The following is a 15,522-nucleotide window of genomic DNA, read 5'->3' on the forward strand; positions in this document are numbered from 1 at the left end:
TGCCAATGGGGCCGCGGTGCGGCCCGGCGGTTTACCAGGTCACGCCAAAGCCCGCGGTATAGCGCGTCTTCTCCAGATCGCTTTCACTCGTGCCGCTGATGATGTCACGCTCCGCCTTGAGGTTGAGCGAAGCCCATTCGGTAACTTTGTAGCGCAGCCCCACCTCGGCATCCAGTGAATAGTCGGCCACCCCACCCAGTGGTTTGGCCAGCTCGCCGTTGGTGAACAGCTGCACGTTCTTGCCGATCAGGTAACGGGTGTAGTCCCACTTCACGGCAGCGGAATAGAAGTTGTCCTTGCTGCCGTCCTGGTACTCGAAGTCGGTGCGGTTGATCAGCGACCCGAGCGAGAATGCGCCAAGTTCGTTGTCCCAGAACTGGTAACCCGGGCCGGTACCGACGGTGCGCTGGCGGGCAAGGTCTTCGATGCGGTCACGCTTGTATTCCGCCCGCCCCTGCCAGAACCACTTCTCGGTGATGAAGCGGTCCAGCGCGTATTCGGCACTCCAGTTGTCGGTGGTGGTGACGTCGTCCTTGGTTTCGCGGTTGTACTCGCCTTCGGCGTTGTGCCGCCAGCGGCCGTGGCGGGCCGTGGTCTTGAAGCTGACATCGTAGTCGTCGGTGTCGTTTTCGGCGCGTTTGTAGTCCAGCGCCACATCCACGTTGCCTTTCCACACGAAGTCTTCGACCAGGGGCTTGGGCTTCATGATCTGTTCGATGCTGGCCAGCTCCACGGTCTTGGGCGCCTCGCCGTTGGCCAAGGTCACCTTGCCCGGTTCAGCGGCCTTCAGCGACTTGGCCTTCTCGCCCGTGTAGGCATCCTGCTTGACCAGCAGTTCCTGGTCGCTTTCCAGGGTCTGCACCTGTTTCCAGTCCAGGGCAATGGAGCCGCCGTAGGGCGTTTCCAGCAGCAGCTTGCCGCCGTCGAAGACTTTGATCTTGCCACTGAGCCGGTCACCGTTCTTCATCCACACGGTATCGGCCAACGCCGGTGAGGCGCACAGGGAAGCAGCGAGCAGGCACAACAAGGATCTAGAATGCATAGACGTACTACGGTTCGATTCGAAGAAAAAAGCCGGGCATTATCCAGCTACCGCCGACCAGAGCAAGCACAGACCGGCAGCTTGGCATTGAGTTCAACTCTCATTTACCTGACCATTTGTCCGTTTTCATCCACAGCCCAAGGGGGGCGCCATGTCTGGGGGACCTGAGCACATGCCGGAGTCGGCCGAAGGTCGACGAACGGCATTGTATTCGGTGCTTGGCCAAGTACCGGCGGGCAAAGTCGTGAGCTATGGCCAGCTCGCAGCACTGGCCGGGCTTGGCCGCGCAGCACGCTGGGTGGGGCGCACCCTCGGGCAGCTGCCTGCGCAAACCCGCCTGCCATGGCACCGGGTACTGGGCGCCGGTGGCCGCCTGAGCTTGGCGCTGGGCACCCCGGCCGGGGATGAACAACGGGCGCGACTGCGTGCAGAAGGCGTGAATGTGACCAACAATCGTGTGGATATGACGCGCCATGGCTGGCGCCCGACAGAGCACAGCGGTTAGAGTGCGCGCTTTGTTTTCGAAAACTTGAGGCAGATGTTGGCCCATGCCCCGTAAAACCTGGCGCGCTGCGCTCGCTGCCTATGCCAGCCCGTCAACCCTGGTACTTTTGCTGCTCGGTTTCGCCGCCGGCCTGCCCTACATGTTGGTGTTCTCGACCCTGTCGGTGTGGCTGCGCGAGGCTGGGGTGGCCCGCGAAACCATTGGTTACGCCAGCCTGATCGGCCTGGCCTACGCCTTCAAGTGGGTCTGGTCACCGTTGCTCGACCAATGGCGCCTGCCGCTGCTCGGCGGCCTGGGGCGCCGGCGCTCGTGGCTGCTGCTGTCGCAGGCACTGGTGGTGATCGGCCTGGTCGGCATGAGCCTGTGCGACCCGCAACAACATCTATCCTGGTTGATCGCCATGGCCGTGCTGGTGGCCTTTGCCTCGGCCACCCAGGACATTGCAGTGGATGCCTACCGTCTGGAAATCGCCGACGACCAGCGCCAGGCCGCCCTCGCCGCCAGCTACATGGCCGGCTACCGGGTTGCCGCCCTGCTCGCCACCGCGGGCGCGCTGTTCTTCGCCGAGTGGTTCGGGTCCACCGGCTTCAGTTACCTGCATAAAGCCTGGGCCGGCACCTACGTGATGTTCGGGGTCATGATGCTGCCCGCGCTGTTCACGACCCTGGTCATGCGCGAACCGCCAGTGCCCCTGCGCACCCAGCTGTCGGCTGCGCGCTACGGCCTGGTGCATCAGATGGCCTCGGTGTTCGTGCTGATCATCCTGCTGGTGTCGGTGCCCGCCAGTTTTACCCAGATGTTCAATACCGGCTGGTCCACGGTCATCTCCGGGGATGCCACACCGCTCGACCTGTTGCTCGAAGACCGCGCCTTCCTGCGCCTGATCCTCTATGTGCTGCTGACCTGGGCGTGCCTGTCGAGCCTGGGCCGCCGTGGCCTGGCCCCGGTACTGACCCCGGTCAACGACTTCATTGCCCGCTACCGCTGGCAGGCTTTGCTGTTGCTAGGCCTGATCGCCACCTACCGCATGTCGGACACGGTCATGGGCGTGATGGCCAACGTGTTCTATATCGACATGGGCTTCACCAAAGACCAGATCGCCAGTGTCAGCAAGATCTTCGGCCTGATCATGACCCTGGTCGGTGCCGGTATCGGCGGGCTGCTGATCGTGCGCTTCGGCATCATGCCCATCCTGTTTATTGGTGGCGCGGCTTCGGCGGGCACCAACATCCTGTTCCTAATGCTGGCGGACATGGGGCCTAACCTGGAAATGCTGGTGGTCACCATCTCGCTGGACAACTTCAGCTCCGGCATGGCCACGTCTGCGTTCGTGGCGTACCTGTCGAGCCTGACCAACCTGAAGTTCTCGGCCACCCAGTACGCGCTGCTCAGCTCGATCATGCTGTTGCTGCCGCGGTTGATCGGGGGTTACTCGGGGGTGATGGTGGAGAAGTTCGGTTATCACGACTTTTTCCTGATTACCGCCCTGCTGGGCGTGCCTACGCTGATCCTGATCGCCTTGCAGTGGCGCCAGGAGGCTGGCCGCGGTAAGCCGTTGGCAAAGCCAGGTGCGGCGGCCGAACGGCCCTGACAGGTTTCTGCTGCCTGCACCGGCCGTTTCGCTGGCAAACCAGCGCTGCTGCCAAGACCTGTGCACTAGCCTGAGGCTTTCCTCGCGAAAGGGCCGGGCATACGGGCCGATATCTGCCAGGCATTGTGCGTTGCCGGTACCACCGTATTCGCGGGTGAACCCGCTCCTACATCGATCGATGATGCCGGCCCAGCCCCGCAGGCCTGCCGGCCACCCTCGCCCGTTGTAGGAGCGGGTTCACCCGCGAAAGGGCCGGGCCTGCGGGCCGAACTCTGCCAGGCATTATGCGTCGCCGGTACCACCGTATTCGCGGGTAAACCCGCTCCTACATCGATCGATGATGCCGGCCCGGGCCCGCAGAACTACCGGCCACCCCAGCCCGTTGTAGGAGCGGGTTCACCCGCGAAAGGGCCGGGCCTGCTGGCCGAATTCTGCCGGGCATTGTGCGTTGCCGGTACCACCGTATTCGCGGGTGAACCCGCTCGATGAATTGTGCCGTCCCACCTCCGCAAGACTGCCGGCCACCCCCGCCCGTTGTAAGCGGCCCCGGCATTTACGACGACCGAGTCACAGATCGACAAGGCCGGCACAGGTACTGCAGATCAGTCAGCCACGGCCCCTTGCCCCGGCCGCCCGCCCACCACAAACCACAACGGCCACAGCGCCAACGCGCCCGCCAGCCCCGCCGCCAGTGCGAAATGCAGCAAGCTGGCACCGGCGCCGATCATTGCCAGCAATGCCCCACCGAGCCCCAACAGGGCGATGGTGATCATCCCCAGCATGGCCGAAACCAGGCCTTTGCTTTGCTCGCTGGAAAACAGCGTCATGCGGTACAGCACCGCATTGGCCACACCCAAGCCCAGTGCATACAACGACATGCCTGCCACCAGGCTGGTCACGGTCGGCCAATACCATGTCGCCAGCACCATCACGCTCAACCCTGCCAGGTACGGCCACAGGGCACCACGGACCAAGGCCGGCAGCGGGTAGCGGTCGGCAATACGGTTGATGATCAGGTTGCCCAGGATCAACCCACCAAACACCGGCAGCTGCCACAGCGCATATTCCAGGGTCGTTAGGCCCTCATCATGAATCAGCAATACCGGTGACAGGCCAATCCAGCCAATCAGTGGCAGCCCGACCAGCCCCAGGGCGGCGCTGCCCGCGACAAAGCGGCGGTTGCCGAGCAATTGGCCGTAGCCTGCCAGCAATGGCAGCAGGTGGATCGGCGTGAACGCCAGGCGCGAACCGTCGCGGCGCTCTACGCCCAGGGTTTCGGGCATGAGCCGGTACAGCAGCCCCCAGCACACCACGGCCCCCACGGCGAAAGCCACGAACAGCCAACGCCAGTCCAGCCACTGCAACAGCAAGGCCCCGACCAGCGGGCCCAGCAGCGGCGACAGCAGGGCGATGTTGGCCAGCAGCGCCATCATCCGCACGGCATCCGCCTCGCTGAATGCCTCGTTCAGCGCCGGGTAGCTGACCGTGACCACAAAGCCCAGGCCTATCCCCTGCAACAGGCGCAGCAGGTTGAACAGGCCAATATCATGGGCCCAGAAGGTCGCCAGGCAGGCCAGGCCGAAAAACGCGCAGCCGGCCAGCAGCAACGGGCGCCGACCATAGCGGTCTGCCAGCGGGCCGATCAGCCACTGCAGCACCACGCCACCGAGCAGGTACAGGTTGAGCGCATGGGGGATGTATTCAGGGCCGGCCTTCAGGTCGCCGACCACGACCGGCATAGCCGGCATCACCGCGTCACTGGCCAGGTAGGTCAGCAGTTCGAACAGGGCCAGGGTCAGGCCAAACAGCAAGGCCCGCAGGGGGGTGATGTACAGCAGTGGTTTCATGATGGCATATCAGGTGTGACAGGCAGGAGCAGGGTATATGCCAGAAATAGCAGGGGTTTGCTGTGAACAAGTGTAATCGGGGAGAAAAAAGCGGGGCCGCTGTGCAGCCCCGGCGCTGATGCGCTGTTACTGGGCGGCAGTTTCCTGCACCACCCGAATGACCCGCTGCGGGAACGGAATGTCGATACCTTCGGCCTTCAGGCGGTCACGTGCCTGCTCGTTGAGCATGAACATCACATCCCAGTAATCGGCGGTCTTGGTCCACAAGCGCAGTGACACGGTGATCGAGCTGTCACCCAGTGTCGAAACTACCGCTTGGGGTGCGGGGTCGGGCAGCACGCGAGGGTCCTGGGCCAGCTCCAGCAACACATTGCGGGCCTTCTGCAAATCGGCCTCGTAATCCACGCCCACATCGAACACTACCTTGCGCGTGGGCTGGCGGTTGGTGTTGGTGATGATGCCATTGGACAGGCTGCCGTTGGGCATGATCACCGTCTTGTTGTCGCCGGTGCGCAGCACGGTGTGGAAGATCTGGATGCTGTCGACAGTACCGGCAACGCCTTGCGCCTCGATCCAGTCGCCGATGCGAAACGGGCGGAACATCAGGATCAGCACGCCGCCAGCGAAGTTGGCCAGGCTACCCTGCAGCGCCAGGCCGATCGCCAGGCCGGCGGCACCGATAGCCGCGACGAACGAGGTGGTCTCGATGCCGATCATCGACGCCACGCTGACCAGCAGCAGTATCTTCAGCACGATGTTGGCCAGGGTGCTGATGAAGCCCTGCAACGCCAGGTCGGCATTGCGCAGGCCGACAAGCTTGCCCAGGCGGGCGCTGACCTTGTTGATGATCCACCAGCCGACCGCCAGGGTCACCAGCGCCAGCAGCACACGGCTGCCGTATTGCATGATCAAGGGGATCCAGGTTTGCGACTGGCGAACCAGCTGATCGACTTCAGCGTTCAAATCCATATTCATCTCCTGATGCCGAACGGCAAGTACACGGTAGAACAGGCCGCGCGCTCACACGGCCCCGGCCCCCATGGACATCATTGAGCCATTGGGGTTCCTGGCCACACCCGCCTCAGTCGCGGAAGTTGTTGAACTGCAGCGGCATATCGAATTCCTTGGTGCGCAGCAAGGCAATGGCCTCCTGCAGGTCGTCGCGTTTCTTGCCGGTTACCCGCACCTGCTCACCCTGGATGGCGGCCTGCACTTTCAGCTTGCCGTCCTTGATGGTGGCGACGATCTTCTTGGCCAGGTCCTTGTCGATACCCTCGCGAAACTTGGCTTCCTGTTTCTTTTCCTTGCCGGACGCGTACGGGTCCTTGGTTTCCAGGCATTTCACATCGATCTTGCGCTTGACCAGCGCCAGGCGCAGGATTTCCAGCATGGCTTCGAGCTGGAACTCTTCCTCGGCGGTGAGTACCACGGTCTGCTCTTTGTCCTTGAACTCAAAGGAGCCCTTGCCTTTGAGGTCGTAACGGCGGTCCAGGTCCTTGATGGCGTTGTCGACCGCGTTCTGCACTTCGTGCTTGTCCAGTTCCGATACCACGTCGAACGAAGGCATGGTTGTTCTCCCAAAATAAAAGCGCGCTCAGGCTGAAGATGGAGCGCGCTGGGTTTGACGGTTAAAATGCGGGCTCATTATAACGGGTTGCGAAACGCATATGAGCAGCACCTGGCATATTCTCGGCGCCGGCAGCCTCGGCAGCCTGTGGGCCTGCCGCCTGGCACGCACGGGCAAGGCAGTGCGCCTTGTGCTGCGCGATCGGCAACGGCTGCACGCCTATGAACAGGCCGGCGGCCTGACGTTGTTCGAGCAAAAACAGGCCCGGCACTACGCCATACCCGCCGAAACCGCCCAGGCTGACGGACCGATCCATCACCTGCTGGTGGCCTGCAAGGCCTACGACGCCGCACCGGCGATTGCCGGCCTGGCACCACGCCTGGCCGAGGGCGCAGACGTGCTACTGCTACAGAACGGCCTGGGCAGCCAGGACGAGGTGGCCGACCTGCTGCCACAGGCGCGCTGCGTTTTCGCCTCCAGCACCGAAGGCGCCTTCCGCGAAAGCGACTGGCAGGTGCGTTTTGCCGGGCATGGCTTCAACTGGCTGGGCGACCCGCGCAACCCGGCGCTGCCGGCCTGGTTCGATGACCTGCGCGAAGCAGGCATCCCTGCCGAATGGACGGTGGACATCCTCACCCGCCTGTGGCGCAAGCTGGCCCTCAACTGCGCGATCAACCCGCTGACCGTGCTGCACGCTTGCCAGAACGGCGGCTTGCTGGGCCACCTGGCGGAAGTACATGGCCTGTGCGCCGAACTGGCCTCACTGCTGCGCCGCTGTGGCCAGCCGCAAGCGGCCGAGGGCCTGGACGAAGAAGTGCAACGGGTGATCGGGGCCACCGCCGCCAACTACTCTTCCATGTACCAGGACGTGCACGCAGGCCGACGCACAGAGGTGCATTACCTGCTCGGCCATGCCTGCCGGGTTGCCGAGCGGCACGGCCTGCAGCTGCCGCAACTGGAACACCTGCTGCAACGCCTGGTCGAACACCTGCGCTTACGTGGCTTGCCCTGCGACTGACGCAGCCCTAATTACCTGGATACGGACACTGCCTAGCCCATGACCTTGCGCCATCGCCTGGAAAACCTCCCGGTCGGGCAGAAGCTGCTGGCGGCCCTGCTGGTGTTGCTGGTGACCATCCTGCTGGTGGCCAACCTCACCTTCATCAGTGCGGCCTACTGGATCACCCAGGAGAGCATGGCACCCCAGGCCCTGCAGACCATCGGCCGGCTGGTGGCCAACCCGCAGCTGGCCGAGCGCGCGGGCGACACGCCGGACACCGCCAGTGCCCTGCTCAAGGAGCTGGACAGCTACACCCCGCTGCGCGCGGCAGCCGTGTACGGGGGTGACGGTCGCATGCTGGCGCAACTCCAGCATGGCGACCCGCTGACCCTGCCCAAGCGCTTTCGCAACATCGACGGCTGGCGCCTGATGGAGTTTCGCAGCACCCAACTGATCCGCATCCCGCGTGACGCCAACCCGCCAGCCCACCTGTTGCTGGTGGCCAGCAGCGAGCTGCCCACCGCGTTCTACACCGGCACGCTCAGTGCCAGCCTGGCTATCCTGGTGTTCAGCATCCTGCTGTGGATCTTCATTGCCCGCCAGATCAAACGCCTGATCACCCAACCGATCAACCAGCTTGAAGAACTCAGCCGCCAGGTCACCCGCGAAGAGAGCTACGCCCTACGCGCCCGGCGTGGCAACGACGATGAGATCGGCAGCCTGGCCGACGCCTTCAACACCATGCTTTCGCGTATCGAAGCCCGTGAGCAGCAACTCAAACGCGCCCGTGACGAGTTCCAGGATGCCTATGACCAGGCCCAGGGCCTGGCCGAGGAAACCCGCCATACCAACCGCAAGCTGGAACTGGAAGTGCAGGTGCGCAGCAAAATCGAGAAAAAACTCACCGGTTTCCAGAACTACCTCAACAGCATCATCGACTCGATGCCTTCGGCATTGATCGCCCTGGACGAACAGCTCTATGTCACCCAGTGGAATCACGAAGCCACGGTCCTCTCCGGCACGCCTTTGCATGAGGCGCTGAACCAACCAGTGTTCATCGCCTTCGAGCCCCTGAAGCCATTCCTGCCGCAACTCAAGGAAACCGTGGAAAAGCACCGGGTGGCCAAGATCGAGCGGGTCACATGGCCCAAGGGCGACGAACTGCGCCATTACGCCTTGACCTTCTACCCGCTCACCGGCGGCGGCGGGCGCGGCGTGGTGATCCGCATCGACGACATCACCCAGCGCCTGTCGCTGGAAGAAATGATGGTCCAGTCGGAAAAAATGCTCTCGGTAGGCGGCCTGGCGGCGGGCATGGCTCACGAAATCAACAACCCGCTGGGCGCCATCCTGCACAACGTACAGAACATCCGCCGACGCCTGTCGGCAGACCTGCCCCGCAACCAGGAACAGGCCAGCGAGCTTGGCCTCGACCTGGCCATGATCAACCGCTACCTGGCCAGCCGCGAAGTGCCGCAACTGCTCGACGGCATTCAGCAGGCCGGGGCCCGCGCCGCGAAGATCGTCACCCACATGCTCAGTTTCAGTCGGCGCAGCAACCGACAGCTGGAGCCTTGCGAGCTGCCGGCGCTGATCGACCAGGCGGTGGAAATTGCCGGCAACGATTTCGACCTGGCGATCGGTTTCGACTTCAAGGGGCAGGCCATCGTGCGGCAGTTCGACCCTGAACTGGGGCCCGTGCCGTGCACTGCCAACGAACTGGAACAGGTACTGTTGAACCTGTTGAAGAACGCCGCCCAGGCCATCCACCTGCGCCCGCAACCGAGCGAGCCGGGGCGGATCACCCTGCGCACCCGGCTGAACCCGCCCTGGGCGGAGATCCAGGTCGAGGACAATGGCGTCGGCATGCCAGAGGCCGTGCGCAAGCGCACCTTCGAGCCGTTCTTCACCACCAAGGAAATCGGCCAGGGCACCGGGCTGGGCCTGTCGGTTTCGTACTTCATCATCACCAACAACCACAAGGGGCAGATGGAGGTGCACTCCACGCCTGGCCAGGGTACGTGCTTCACCCTGCGCCTGCCCCTCGGCCAGCCGGCAGCAGCGGCGCCGACCTTACCGGAGCAATGACATGGGCAACCGCCTATCGAAAATCTACACCCGTACCGGCGACCAGGGCGAAACCGGCCTGGGCGACGGCCGGCGGGTGCCGAAGAGCCATCCGCGCATAGAAGCCATTGGCGAGGTAGACAGCCTCAACAGCCAGCTAGGCGTGCTTTTGGCAGGCTTGGCCGAGCAAGGCCTGGAGGAGCTCACTACGGTGCTTGCGCCGTGTCAGCACCGCTTGTTCGACCTGGGTGGCGAGCTGGCCATGCCCAGCTACCAAGCCTTGAACCAGGCAGAGGTGGAGCGCCTGGAGGCCGTCATCGATGTGTGGAACGAAGAGCTGGGGCCGCTGAAGAACTTCATCCTGCCCAGTGGTTCGATGCTGGTGGCGCAGGCCCATGTGTGCCGCAGCCTGGCGCGCAGCGCCGAGCGGCGCTGCCAGCAATTGCATGCGCTGGAACCACTGGGAGGGGTAGGTCTGGCGTACATCAACCGCCTGTCCGACCTGCTGTTCGTGGCAGCGCGGATCATCGGGCGGCGACAGGGGGTGGCCGAGGTGTTGTGGCAGCCTGCTGAAAAGCCGCAGGGCTGACAGGTTCGGGGCGGCCGGCGCGGTGTCGCGAAGGGCCGCCCCAATGGCTCAGGCCTCGGGCCAGAATGCCCGGATGCCGGCCACGCCCTGGGCCCCGGCCTCCCAGGCCCGCTCCCGATCACCCGGCCCTACCCCGCCCAGCAAATACACCGGCTTGCTGAACCCGGCAAGCAAACGTCGAGCTTCGTCCCAGCCCAACGGCGCGGCCTCGGGGTGGGTCTGGGTTGCCTGGACTGGCGACAGGGTGACGAAGTCGACGCCCATCTGCTCGGCCAGCGCCAGCTCTTCGGCGCTGTGGCAGGAAGCCGCCAACCAACGCTCGCGGGGAAACGGCCGACCTTTGGCGGCGTACTTGCGTAACTGCGCCGCGGTCAGGTGCCAGCCGGCCGAAGGGAAATCGCCCAGCCATTCCAGCGGCCCCTTGAGCATCAACTGCGCCTTGCCCGCACACAGCCCAGCCGCATCCACCGCCACGTCGCGGTACTTGGGGTCGTACATGTCCGGGGCGCGCAACTGAATCAGGCGAATGCCACTGGCAACCGCCTTCTGTATGCCCTTGAGCAGTTGCGGCACTTCCAGGCCATCAGGGGTGATCAGGTACTGGTCCGGCAGGCGCGCGGCAGCCACGATCGGCTGGTTGGCCTCGGGAAATTCGTACTGCGGCAAGTCGCGCGGGGCAACCCACGCCAGCGGCTGACCCTCGGCGCCATGCGGTTCGCCGGTAAATGCCTGCACTTCGCGCACGTCCAGCAACACCTGCTTGTCCGGGTAGTCGTGGCTGACCTTGATCAGCGCACGCGAACGGCTTACCTCGATACCCAGCTCTTCGCGCAGCTCGCGGGCCAGTGCCACATCCACGCTTTCACCGGCTTCGACCTTGCCGCCGGGAAACTCCCACAGGCCACCCTGGTGCTGGGTGGCGGCCCGCCGCGCGATCAGAATGCGGCCATCGGCGCCACGAATGACTGCTGCTACAACATGAATCCGTTTCACACTTCACGCTCCGCCAGGCCAGCCTGCAACAAGGCGCGCAACGTGTCGCCGAAGTTCAGGTGATCGCTCATGGTTCGTCTCCTGGTTCTGGAATTGTGGGGCCGTTGCCCGACCCCAGCACTGGATCAGGTACGGTATTCGGCGTTGATCTTCACGTACTCGTGCGACAGGTCGGTGGTCCAGATGGTTTCGCTGCACTGGCCACGGCCCAGTTCGATACGGATCGTAATCTCTTCCTGGGCCATCACAGCCGAGCCCTGGGCTTCGGTGTAGCTGGGGCTGCGGCCGCCCTGGCTGGCGATGCACACGTTATCCAGGTAGACGTCGATCAGGCTCACGTCCAGCTCCGGCACACCGGCACGGCCCACCGCGGCGAGAATACGGCCCCAGTTCGGGTCCGACGCGAACAGTGCGGTCTTGATCAGCGGTGAGTGGGCCACTGCGTAACCGACGTCCAGGCATTCCTGGTGGTTGCCACCGCCGTTGACCTGCACGGTCACGAACTTGGTCGCACCTTCGCCGTCACGCACGATGGCCTGGGCCACGTCCATGCACACTTCGAACACGGCTTTTTTCAGGGCCTCGAACAGCGCACCACTGGCTTCGGTGACCTCTGGCAGGTTGGCCTTGCCGGTGGCAATCAGCATGCAGCAATCGTTGGTCGAGGTGTCGCCATCGATGGTGATGCGGTTGAACGACTTGTTGGCGCCGTCCAGCATCAGGTCCTTGAGCACCGCCGGGGCAACCTTGGCGTCGGTGGCGATGTAGCCAAGCATGGTGGCCATGTTCGGGCGGATCATGCCGGCCCCCTTGCTGATACCGGTCACGGTCACGGTCACGCCATCGTGCTGGAACTGGCGGCTGGCGCCCTTGGGCAAGGTATCGGTGGTCATGATGCCGGTGGCCGCTTCGGCCCAGTTGTTCTCCGACAGGTTATCGAGGGCGGCCTGCAGCGCGCCTTCGATCTTTTCGACCGGCAGTGGCTCGCCGATCACACCGGTGGAGAACGGCAGTACCGATTCGGCGGGTACGCCGGCCAGTTCGGCCAGCTTGGCGCAGGTGCGTTCGGCGGCTGCCAGCCCTGGGGCGCCGGTACCGGCGTTGGCATTACCGGTGTTGGTCAACAGGTAGCGCACGGTGCCCTGAACTCGCTGCTTGGAGAGGATCACCGGTGCCGCGCAGAAAGCGTTGAGGGTGAACACGCCCGCCACGCTGGAGCCTTCGGCGCAGCGCATGACCACCACATCCTTGCGCCCAGGGCGCTTGATGCCGGCAGAAGCGATGCCGAGTTCAAAACCCGCAACCGGGTGCAGGGTGGGCAAAGGACCAAGACCAACAGCCATTAGAGCGCTCCTAGAAAATTCGGTGGATGTACAAAAAACGGGGCCGCAAAGCGGCCCCAGGATGTATCAGGTTACAACACCCAGGTCAGATCATTCGATCTGCCCGTGGCAATGCTTGAACTTCTTGCCCGAACCACACCAGCACGGCTCATTGCGGCCCAGCTTCTGCTCGTTGCGCACCGGCGCCGAGGCAACGGCCACTTCTGCGCCCTCCTCGCTCAGTTGCTCGCCTTCCAGGCCAGGGGCAGGGGCGTGCTCGAACTGCATGCGGCTGGCCAGTTCCTCGGCCTCGCGGCGCAGGCGCGCTTCCTCTTCGACCGGGTCTTCGCGGCGTACCTGTACGTGCGACAGCACGCGGATGGTATCGCGCTTGATCGACTCCAGCAGCTCCTGGAACAGGCTGAACGACTCGCGCTTGTATTCCTGCTTCGGGTTCTTTTGCGCATAGCCACGCAGGTGGATACCGTGGCGCAGGTGGTCCATGGTCGACAGGTGGTCTTTCCACAGGTCGTCCAGCACACGCAGCAGAATTTGCTTCTCGAAGGTACGCAGAGCCTCGAGGCCGGCTTGGTCTTCTTTCTCGGTGTAGGCCGTGGTGATCTCGTTCAGCAGCTTCTCGCGCAGCGTTTCCTCGTAGAGGTGGTCGTCTTCGTCGAGCCACTGCTGGATCGGCAGCTTGATGGCGAAGTCGCTGGCCAGCGATGCCTCCAGGCCGGCCACGTCCCACTGCTCGGGCAGCGACTGCGGCGCAATGTGCTGGCTGATGGTAGCGTCCAGGACTTCCTTGCGGAATTCGACGATGGTGTCACCGATGTTCTCGGCCGCCAGCAGGCTGTTGCGCATGTGGTAGATCACCTTGCGCTGCTCGTTGGCCACGTCGTCGTATTCAAGCAACTGCTTGCGGATGTCGAAGTTGCGGCCTTCGACCTTGCGCTGTGCCTTCTCGATGGCATTGGTGACCATGCGGTGCTCGATGGCCTCGCCCGCCTGCATGCCCAGGGCTTTCATGAAGTTCTTCACCCGGTCAGAGGCGAAGATACGCATCAGGCTGTCTTCCAGCGACAGGTAGAAGCGGCTGGAACCCGGGTCGCCCTGACGGCCGGAACGGCCGCGCAACTGGTTGTCGATACGGCGCGACTCGTGGCGTTCGGAGGCGATCACGTGCAGGCCACCGGCCTCGATCACCTGCTGGTGACGCTTCTGCCAATCGGCCTTGATCTGGGCGATCTGCTCGGCGGTCGGGTTTTCCAGGGCTGCCACTTCGGCTTCCCAGTTACCGCCCAGCAGGATGTCGGTACCACGGCCGGCCATGTTGGTGGCGATGGTCAGGGCGCCCGGCGCACCGGCCTGGGCGATGATTTCGGCCTCTTTCTCGTGGTACTTGGCGTTCAGTACCTTGTGGTCGATACCTTCTTTCTTCAGCAGGTTCGACATGTGTTCGGACGTTTCGATGGTCGCGGTACCGACCAGAATCGGCCGGCCCTGCTTCATGCTTTCCTTGATGTCGGCAATGATCGCGGCGTACTTCTCGTCGGCGGTCAGGTACACCAGGTCGTTGAAGTCCTTGCGCGCCAGCGGCTTGTTCGGCGGAATGACCATCACGTTCAGCGCGTAGATCGACTGGAACTCGAACGCTTCGGTGTCGGCGGTACCGGTCATGCCGGACAGCTTGGTGTACAGGCGGAAGTAGTTCTGGAAGGTGGTCGAGGCCAGTGTCTGGCTCTCGGCCTGGATGTTCAGGTTTTCCTTGGCCTCGATGGCCTGGTGCAGGCCTTCGGACAAGCGCCGGCCCGGCATGGTCCGGCCGGTGTGCTCGTCGATCAGCAGTACCTGGCCGTCCTGGACGATGTACTCGACGTTGCGGTGGAACAGCTTGTGCGCGCGCAGGCCGGCATACACGTGGGTCAGCAGGCCCAGGTTATGCGCCGAGTACAGGCTCTCGCCTTCGGCCAGCAACCCGGCCTGGGTCAGCATCTCTTCGATGAACTGGTGACCGGCCTCGTTGAGCTCGACCTGGCGGCTCTTCTCGTCGATGGTGAAGTGGCCTTCCTGGGTGACCTGGCCTTCGACTTCTTCGATGTGCTGGGTCAGGCGCGGGATCAGGCGGTTGATCTCGATGTACAGCTTGGAGCTGTCTTCGGCCTGGCCGGAAATGATCAGCGGGGTGCGCGCTTCGTCGATGAGAATGGAGTCCACTTCGTCGATCACGGCGAAGTTCAGTTCACGCTGGAACTTCTCGTCCTGGCTGAACGCCATGTTGTCGCGCAGGTAGTCGAAACCGAATTCGTTGTTGGTGCCGTAGGTGATGTCGGCCGCATAGGCGGCGCGCTTTTCTTCCGGCGGCTGGAAGGCCGATACGATACCGACCGACAGGCCGAGGAACTCGTACAGCGGGCGCATCCAGTTGGCGTCGCGGCGGGCCAGGTAGTCGTTGACGGTAACCACATGCACGCCCTTGCCGGACAATGCGTTGAGGTACACGGCCAGGGTACCCACCAAGGTCTTGCCTTCACCGGTACGCATTTCTGCGATCATGCCTTCGTGCAGGGTCATGCCGCCAATCAACTGAACGTCGAAGTGGCGCATGCCCATCACGCGCTTGCCGGCCTCGCGGGCCACGGCAAAGGCTTCGGGCAACAATTGGTCCAGTGTCTCGCCTTTGGCCAGGCGCTCCTTGAACTCTGCAGTCTTGCCCCGCAGTTGCTCGTCGGAGAGGGCCACCATCTTCTCTTCGAAGGCATTGACGATACTCACCGTCTTGAGCATGCGTTTTACTTCACGCTCGTTCTTGCTTCCAAAAAGTTTTTTTAACAAAGGCGCAAACATATCGGCAGGATCTTCCACACGTAGGGATGGAGGGCGGCCCCATGAGTCGCCCGTGCAGCCCTGAGGCCGCATGCGAACGAGCATTCTACCCGGAAACGATGGTGAGGAAAGTGGTGGATTTCCACGATGCTATTACAGCGTTTTGGCAGGGG

General features: G+C 63.5%; 12 protein-coding genes. 5 read left to right on the forward strand and 7 right to left on the reverse strand.

Going from position 1 to position 15,522, the window contains the following annotated elements:
• Positions 1 to 31: 31 nt before the first annotated feature.
• Positions 32 to 1,042, reverse strand: a complete 1,011-nt coding sequence (locus tag ACF8SD_RS13980; protein ID WP_029887495.1) for a DUF481 domain-containing protein — start codon at positions 1,040 to 1,042, stop codon at positions 32 to 34.
• Between the two features lie 151 nt (positions 1,043 to 1,193).
• On the opposite strand from ACF8SD_RS13980, the gene ACF8SD_RS13985 reads away from it, so the two are divergent.
• A complete protein-coding gene (locus ACF8SD_RS13985) occupies positions 1,194 to 1,547 on the forward strand; it encodes an MGMT family protein (RefSeq protein ID WP_033690708.1) in 354 nt (117 codons plus the stop codon).
• A 43-nt stretch (positions 1,548 to 1,590) separates the two neighbouring features.
• Positions 1,591 to 3,138 (forward strand): AmpG family muropeptide MFS transporter, encoded by a 1,548-nt coding sequence (locus ACF8SD_RS13990; protein WP_392483563.1) that lies wholly within the window; start codon positions 1,591 to 1,593, stop codon positions 3,136 to 3,138.
• A 602-nt stretch (positions 3,139 to 3,740) separates the two neighbouring features.
• Here ACF8SD_RS13990 and ACF8SD_RS13995 read toward each other — a convergent pair.
• From ACF8SD_RS13995 to ACF8SD_RS14005, 3 genes are all read right to left on the reverse strand, one after another.
• Positions 3,741 to 4,985, reverse strand: a complete 1,245-nt coding sequence (locus tag ACF8SD_RS13995) for an MFS transporter (protein WP_173890957.1) — start codon at positions 4,983 to 4,985, stop codon at positions 3,741 to 3,743.
• A 126-nt stretch (positions 4,986 to 5,111) separates the two neighbouring features.
• Entirely contained in the window at positions 5,112 to 5,954 is an 843-nt protein-coding gene (locus ACF8SD_RS14000; protein WP_173890958.1) for a mechanosensitive ion channel family protein, read from the reverse strand.
• A gap of 112 nt (positions 5,955 to 6,066) precedes the next feature.
• On the reverse strand, positions 6,067 to 6,552 hold the full coding sequence (locus tag ACF8SD_RS14005) for a YajQ family cyclic di-GMP-binding protein (protein ID WP_054884610.1): 486 nt from the start codon (positions 6,550 to 6,552) through the stop codon (positions 6,067 to 6,069).
• A gap of 100 nt (positions 6,553 to 6,652) precedes the next feature.
• Between ACF8SD_RS14005 and ACF8SD_RS14010 the strand changes: the two genes are divergently transcribed.
• The 3 genes from ACF8SD_RS14010 to ACF8SD_RS14020 are packed head-to-tail and all read left to right on the forward strand — an operon-like array spanning position 6,653 to position 10,208.
• Entirely contained in the window at positions 6,653 to 7,570 is a 918-nt protein-coding gene (locus ACF8SD_RS14010) for a putative 2-dehydropantoate 2-reductase (protein WP_392483564.1), read from the forward strand.
• A gap of 39 nt (positions 7,571 to 7,609) precedes the next feature.
• Complete coding sequence (locus ACF8SD_RS14015) at positions 7,610 to 9,640, forward strand: ATP-binding protein (protein WP_173890960.1); 2,031 nt, start codon at positions 7,610 to 7,612, stop codon at positions 9,638 to 9,640.
• Position 9,641: 1 nt separating this feature from the next.
• Positions 9,642 to 10,208 (forward strand): cob(I)yrinic acid a,c-diamide adenosyltransferase, encoded by a 567-nt coding sequence (locus ACF8SD_RS14020; RefSeq protein ID WP_173890961.1) that lies wholly within the window; start codon positions 9,642 to 9,644, stop codon positions 10,206 to 10,208.
• Positions 10,209 to 10,256: 48 nt separating this feature from the next.
• Here ACF8SD_RS14020 and ACF8SD_RS14025 read toward each other — a convergent pair whose 3' ends face one another.
• From ACF8SD_RS14025 to secA, 3 genes are all read right to left on the reverse strand, one after another.
• Positions 10,257 to 11,201 (reverse strand): Nudix family hydrolase, encoded by a 945-nt coding sequence (locus tag ACF8SD_RS14025; RefSeq protein WP_173890962.1) that lies wholly within the window; start codon positions 11,199 to 11,201, stop codon positions 10,257 to 10,259.
• A 125-nt stretch (positions 11,202 to 11,326) separates the two neighbouring features.
• A complete protein-coding gene (gene argJ, locus ACF8SD_RS14030) occupies positions 11,327 to 12,544 on the reverse strand; it encodes a bifunctional glutamate N-acetyltransferase/amino-acid acetyltransferase ArgJ (protein WP_009684404.1) in 1,218 nt (405 codons plus the stop codon).
• Positions 12,545 to 12,634: 90 nt separating this feature from the next.
• The gene (secA, locus tag ACF8SD_RS14035) at positions 12,635 to 15,370 is read right to left on the reverse strand and encodes a preprotein translocase subunit SecA (RefSeq protein ID WP_392483565.1); all 2,736 of its coding nucleotides are present in this window, start codon (positions 15,368 to 15,370) and stop codon (positions 12,635 to 12,637) included.
• Between the last annotated feature and the right edge of the window lie 152 nt (positions 15,371 to 15,522).

This window comes from Pseudomonas sp. CJQ_9 (genome assembly GCF_043106615.1).
Taxonomy (GTDB): domain Bacteria; phylum Pseudomonadota; class Gammaproteobacteria; order Pseudomonadales; family Pseudomonadaceae; genus Aquipseudomonas; species Aquipseudomonas juntendi.

What these genes read in the sequence shown, in the direction of transcription:
- ACF8SD_RS13995 (WP_173890957.1), bottom strand. Translation starts at nt 4,985, where the DNA reads ATGAAACCACTGCTGTACATCACCCCCCTGCGGGCCTTGCTGTTTGGC.
- ACF8SD_RS14015 (WP_173890960.1), top strand. Translation starts at nt 7,610, where the DNA reads ATGACCTTGCGCCATCGCCTGGAAAACCTCCCGGTCGGGCAGAAGCTG.
- ACF8SD_RS14000 (WP_173890958.1), bottom strand. Translation starts at nt 5,954, where the DNA reads ATGGATTTGAACGCTGAAGTCGATCAGCTGGTTCGCCAGTCGCAAACC.
- ACF8SD_RS13980 (WP_029887495.1), bottom strand. Translation starts at nt 1,042, where the DNA reads ATGCATTCTAGATCCTTGTTGTGCCTGCTCGCTGCTTCCCTGTGCGCC.
- ACF8SD_RS13985 (WP_033690708.1), top strand. Translation starts at nt 1,194, where the DNA reads ATGTCTGGGGGACCTGAGCACATGCCGGAGTCGGCCGAAGGTCGACGA.
- ACF8SD_RS14005 (WP_054884610.1), bottom strand. Translation starts at nt 6,552, where the DNA reads ATGCCTTCGTTCGACGTGGTATCGGAACTGGACAAGCACGAAGTGCAG.
- argJ (WP_009684404.1), bottom strand. Translation starts at nt 12,544, where the DNA reads ATGGCTGTTGGTCTTGGTCCTTTGCCCACCCTGCACCCGGTTGCGGGT.
- ACF8SD_RS14020 (WP_173890961.1), top strand. Translation starts at nt 9,642, where the DNA reads ATGGGCAACCGCCTATCGAAAATCTACACCCGTACCGGCGACCAGGGC.
- secA (WP_392483565.1), bottom strand. Translation starts at nt 15,370, where the DNA reads ATGTTTGCGCCTTTGTTAAAAAAACTTTTTGGAAGCAAGAACGAGCGT.
- ACF8SD_RS13990 (WP_392483563.1), top strand. Translation starts at nt 1,591, where the DNA reads ATGCCCCGTAAAACCTGGCGCGCTGCGCTCGCTGCCTATGCCAGCCCG.
- ACF8SD_RS14010 (WP_392483564.1), top strand. Translation starts at nt 6,653, where the DNA reads ATGAGCAGCACCTGGCATATTCTCGGCGCCGGCAGCCTCGGCAGCCTG.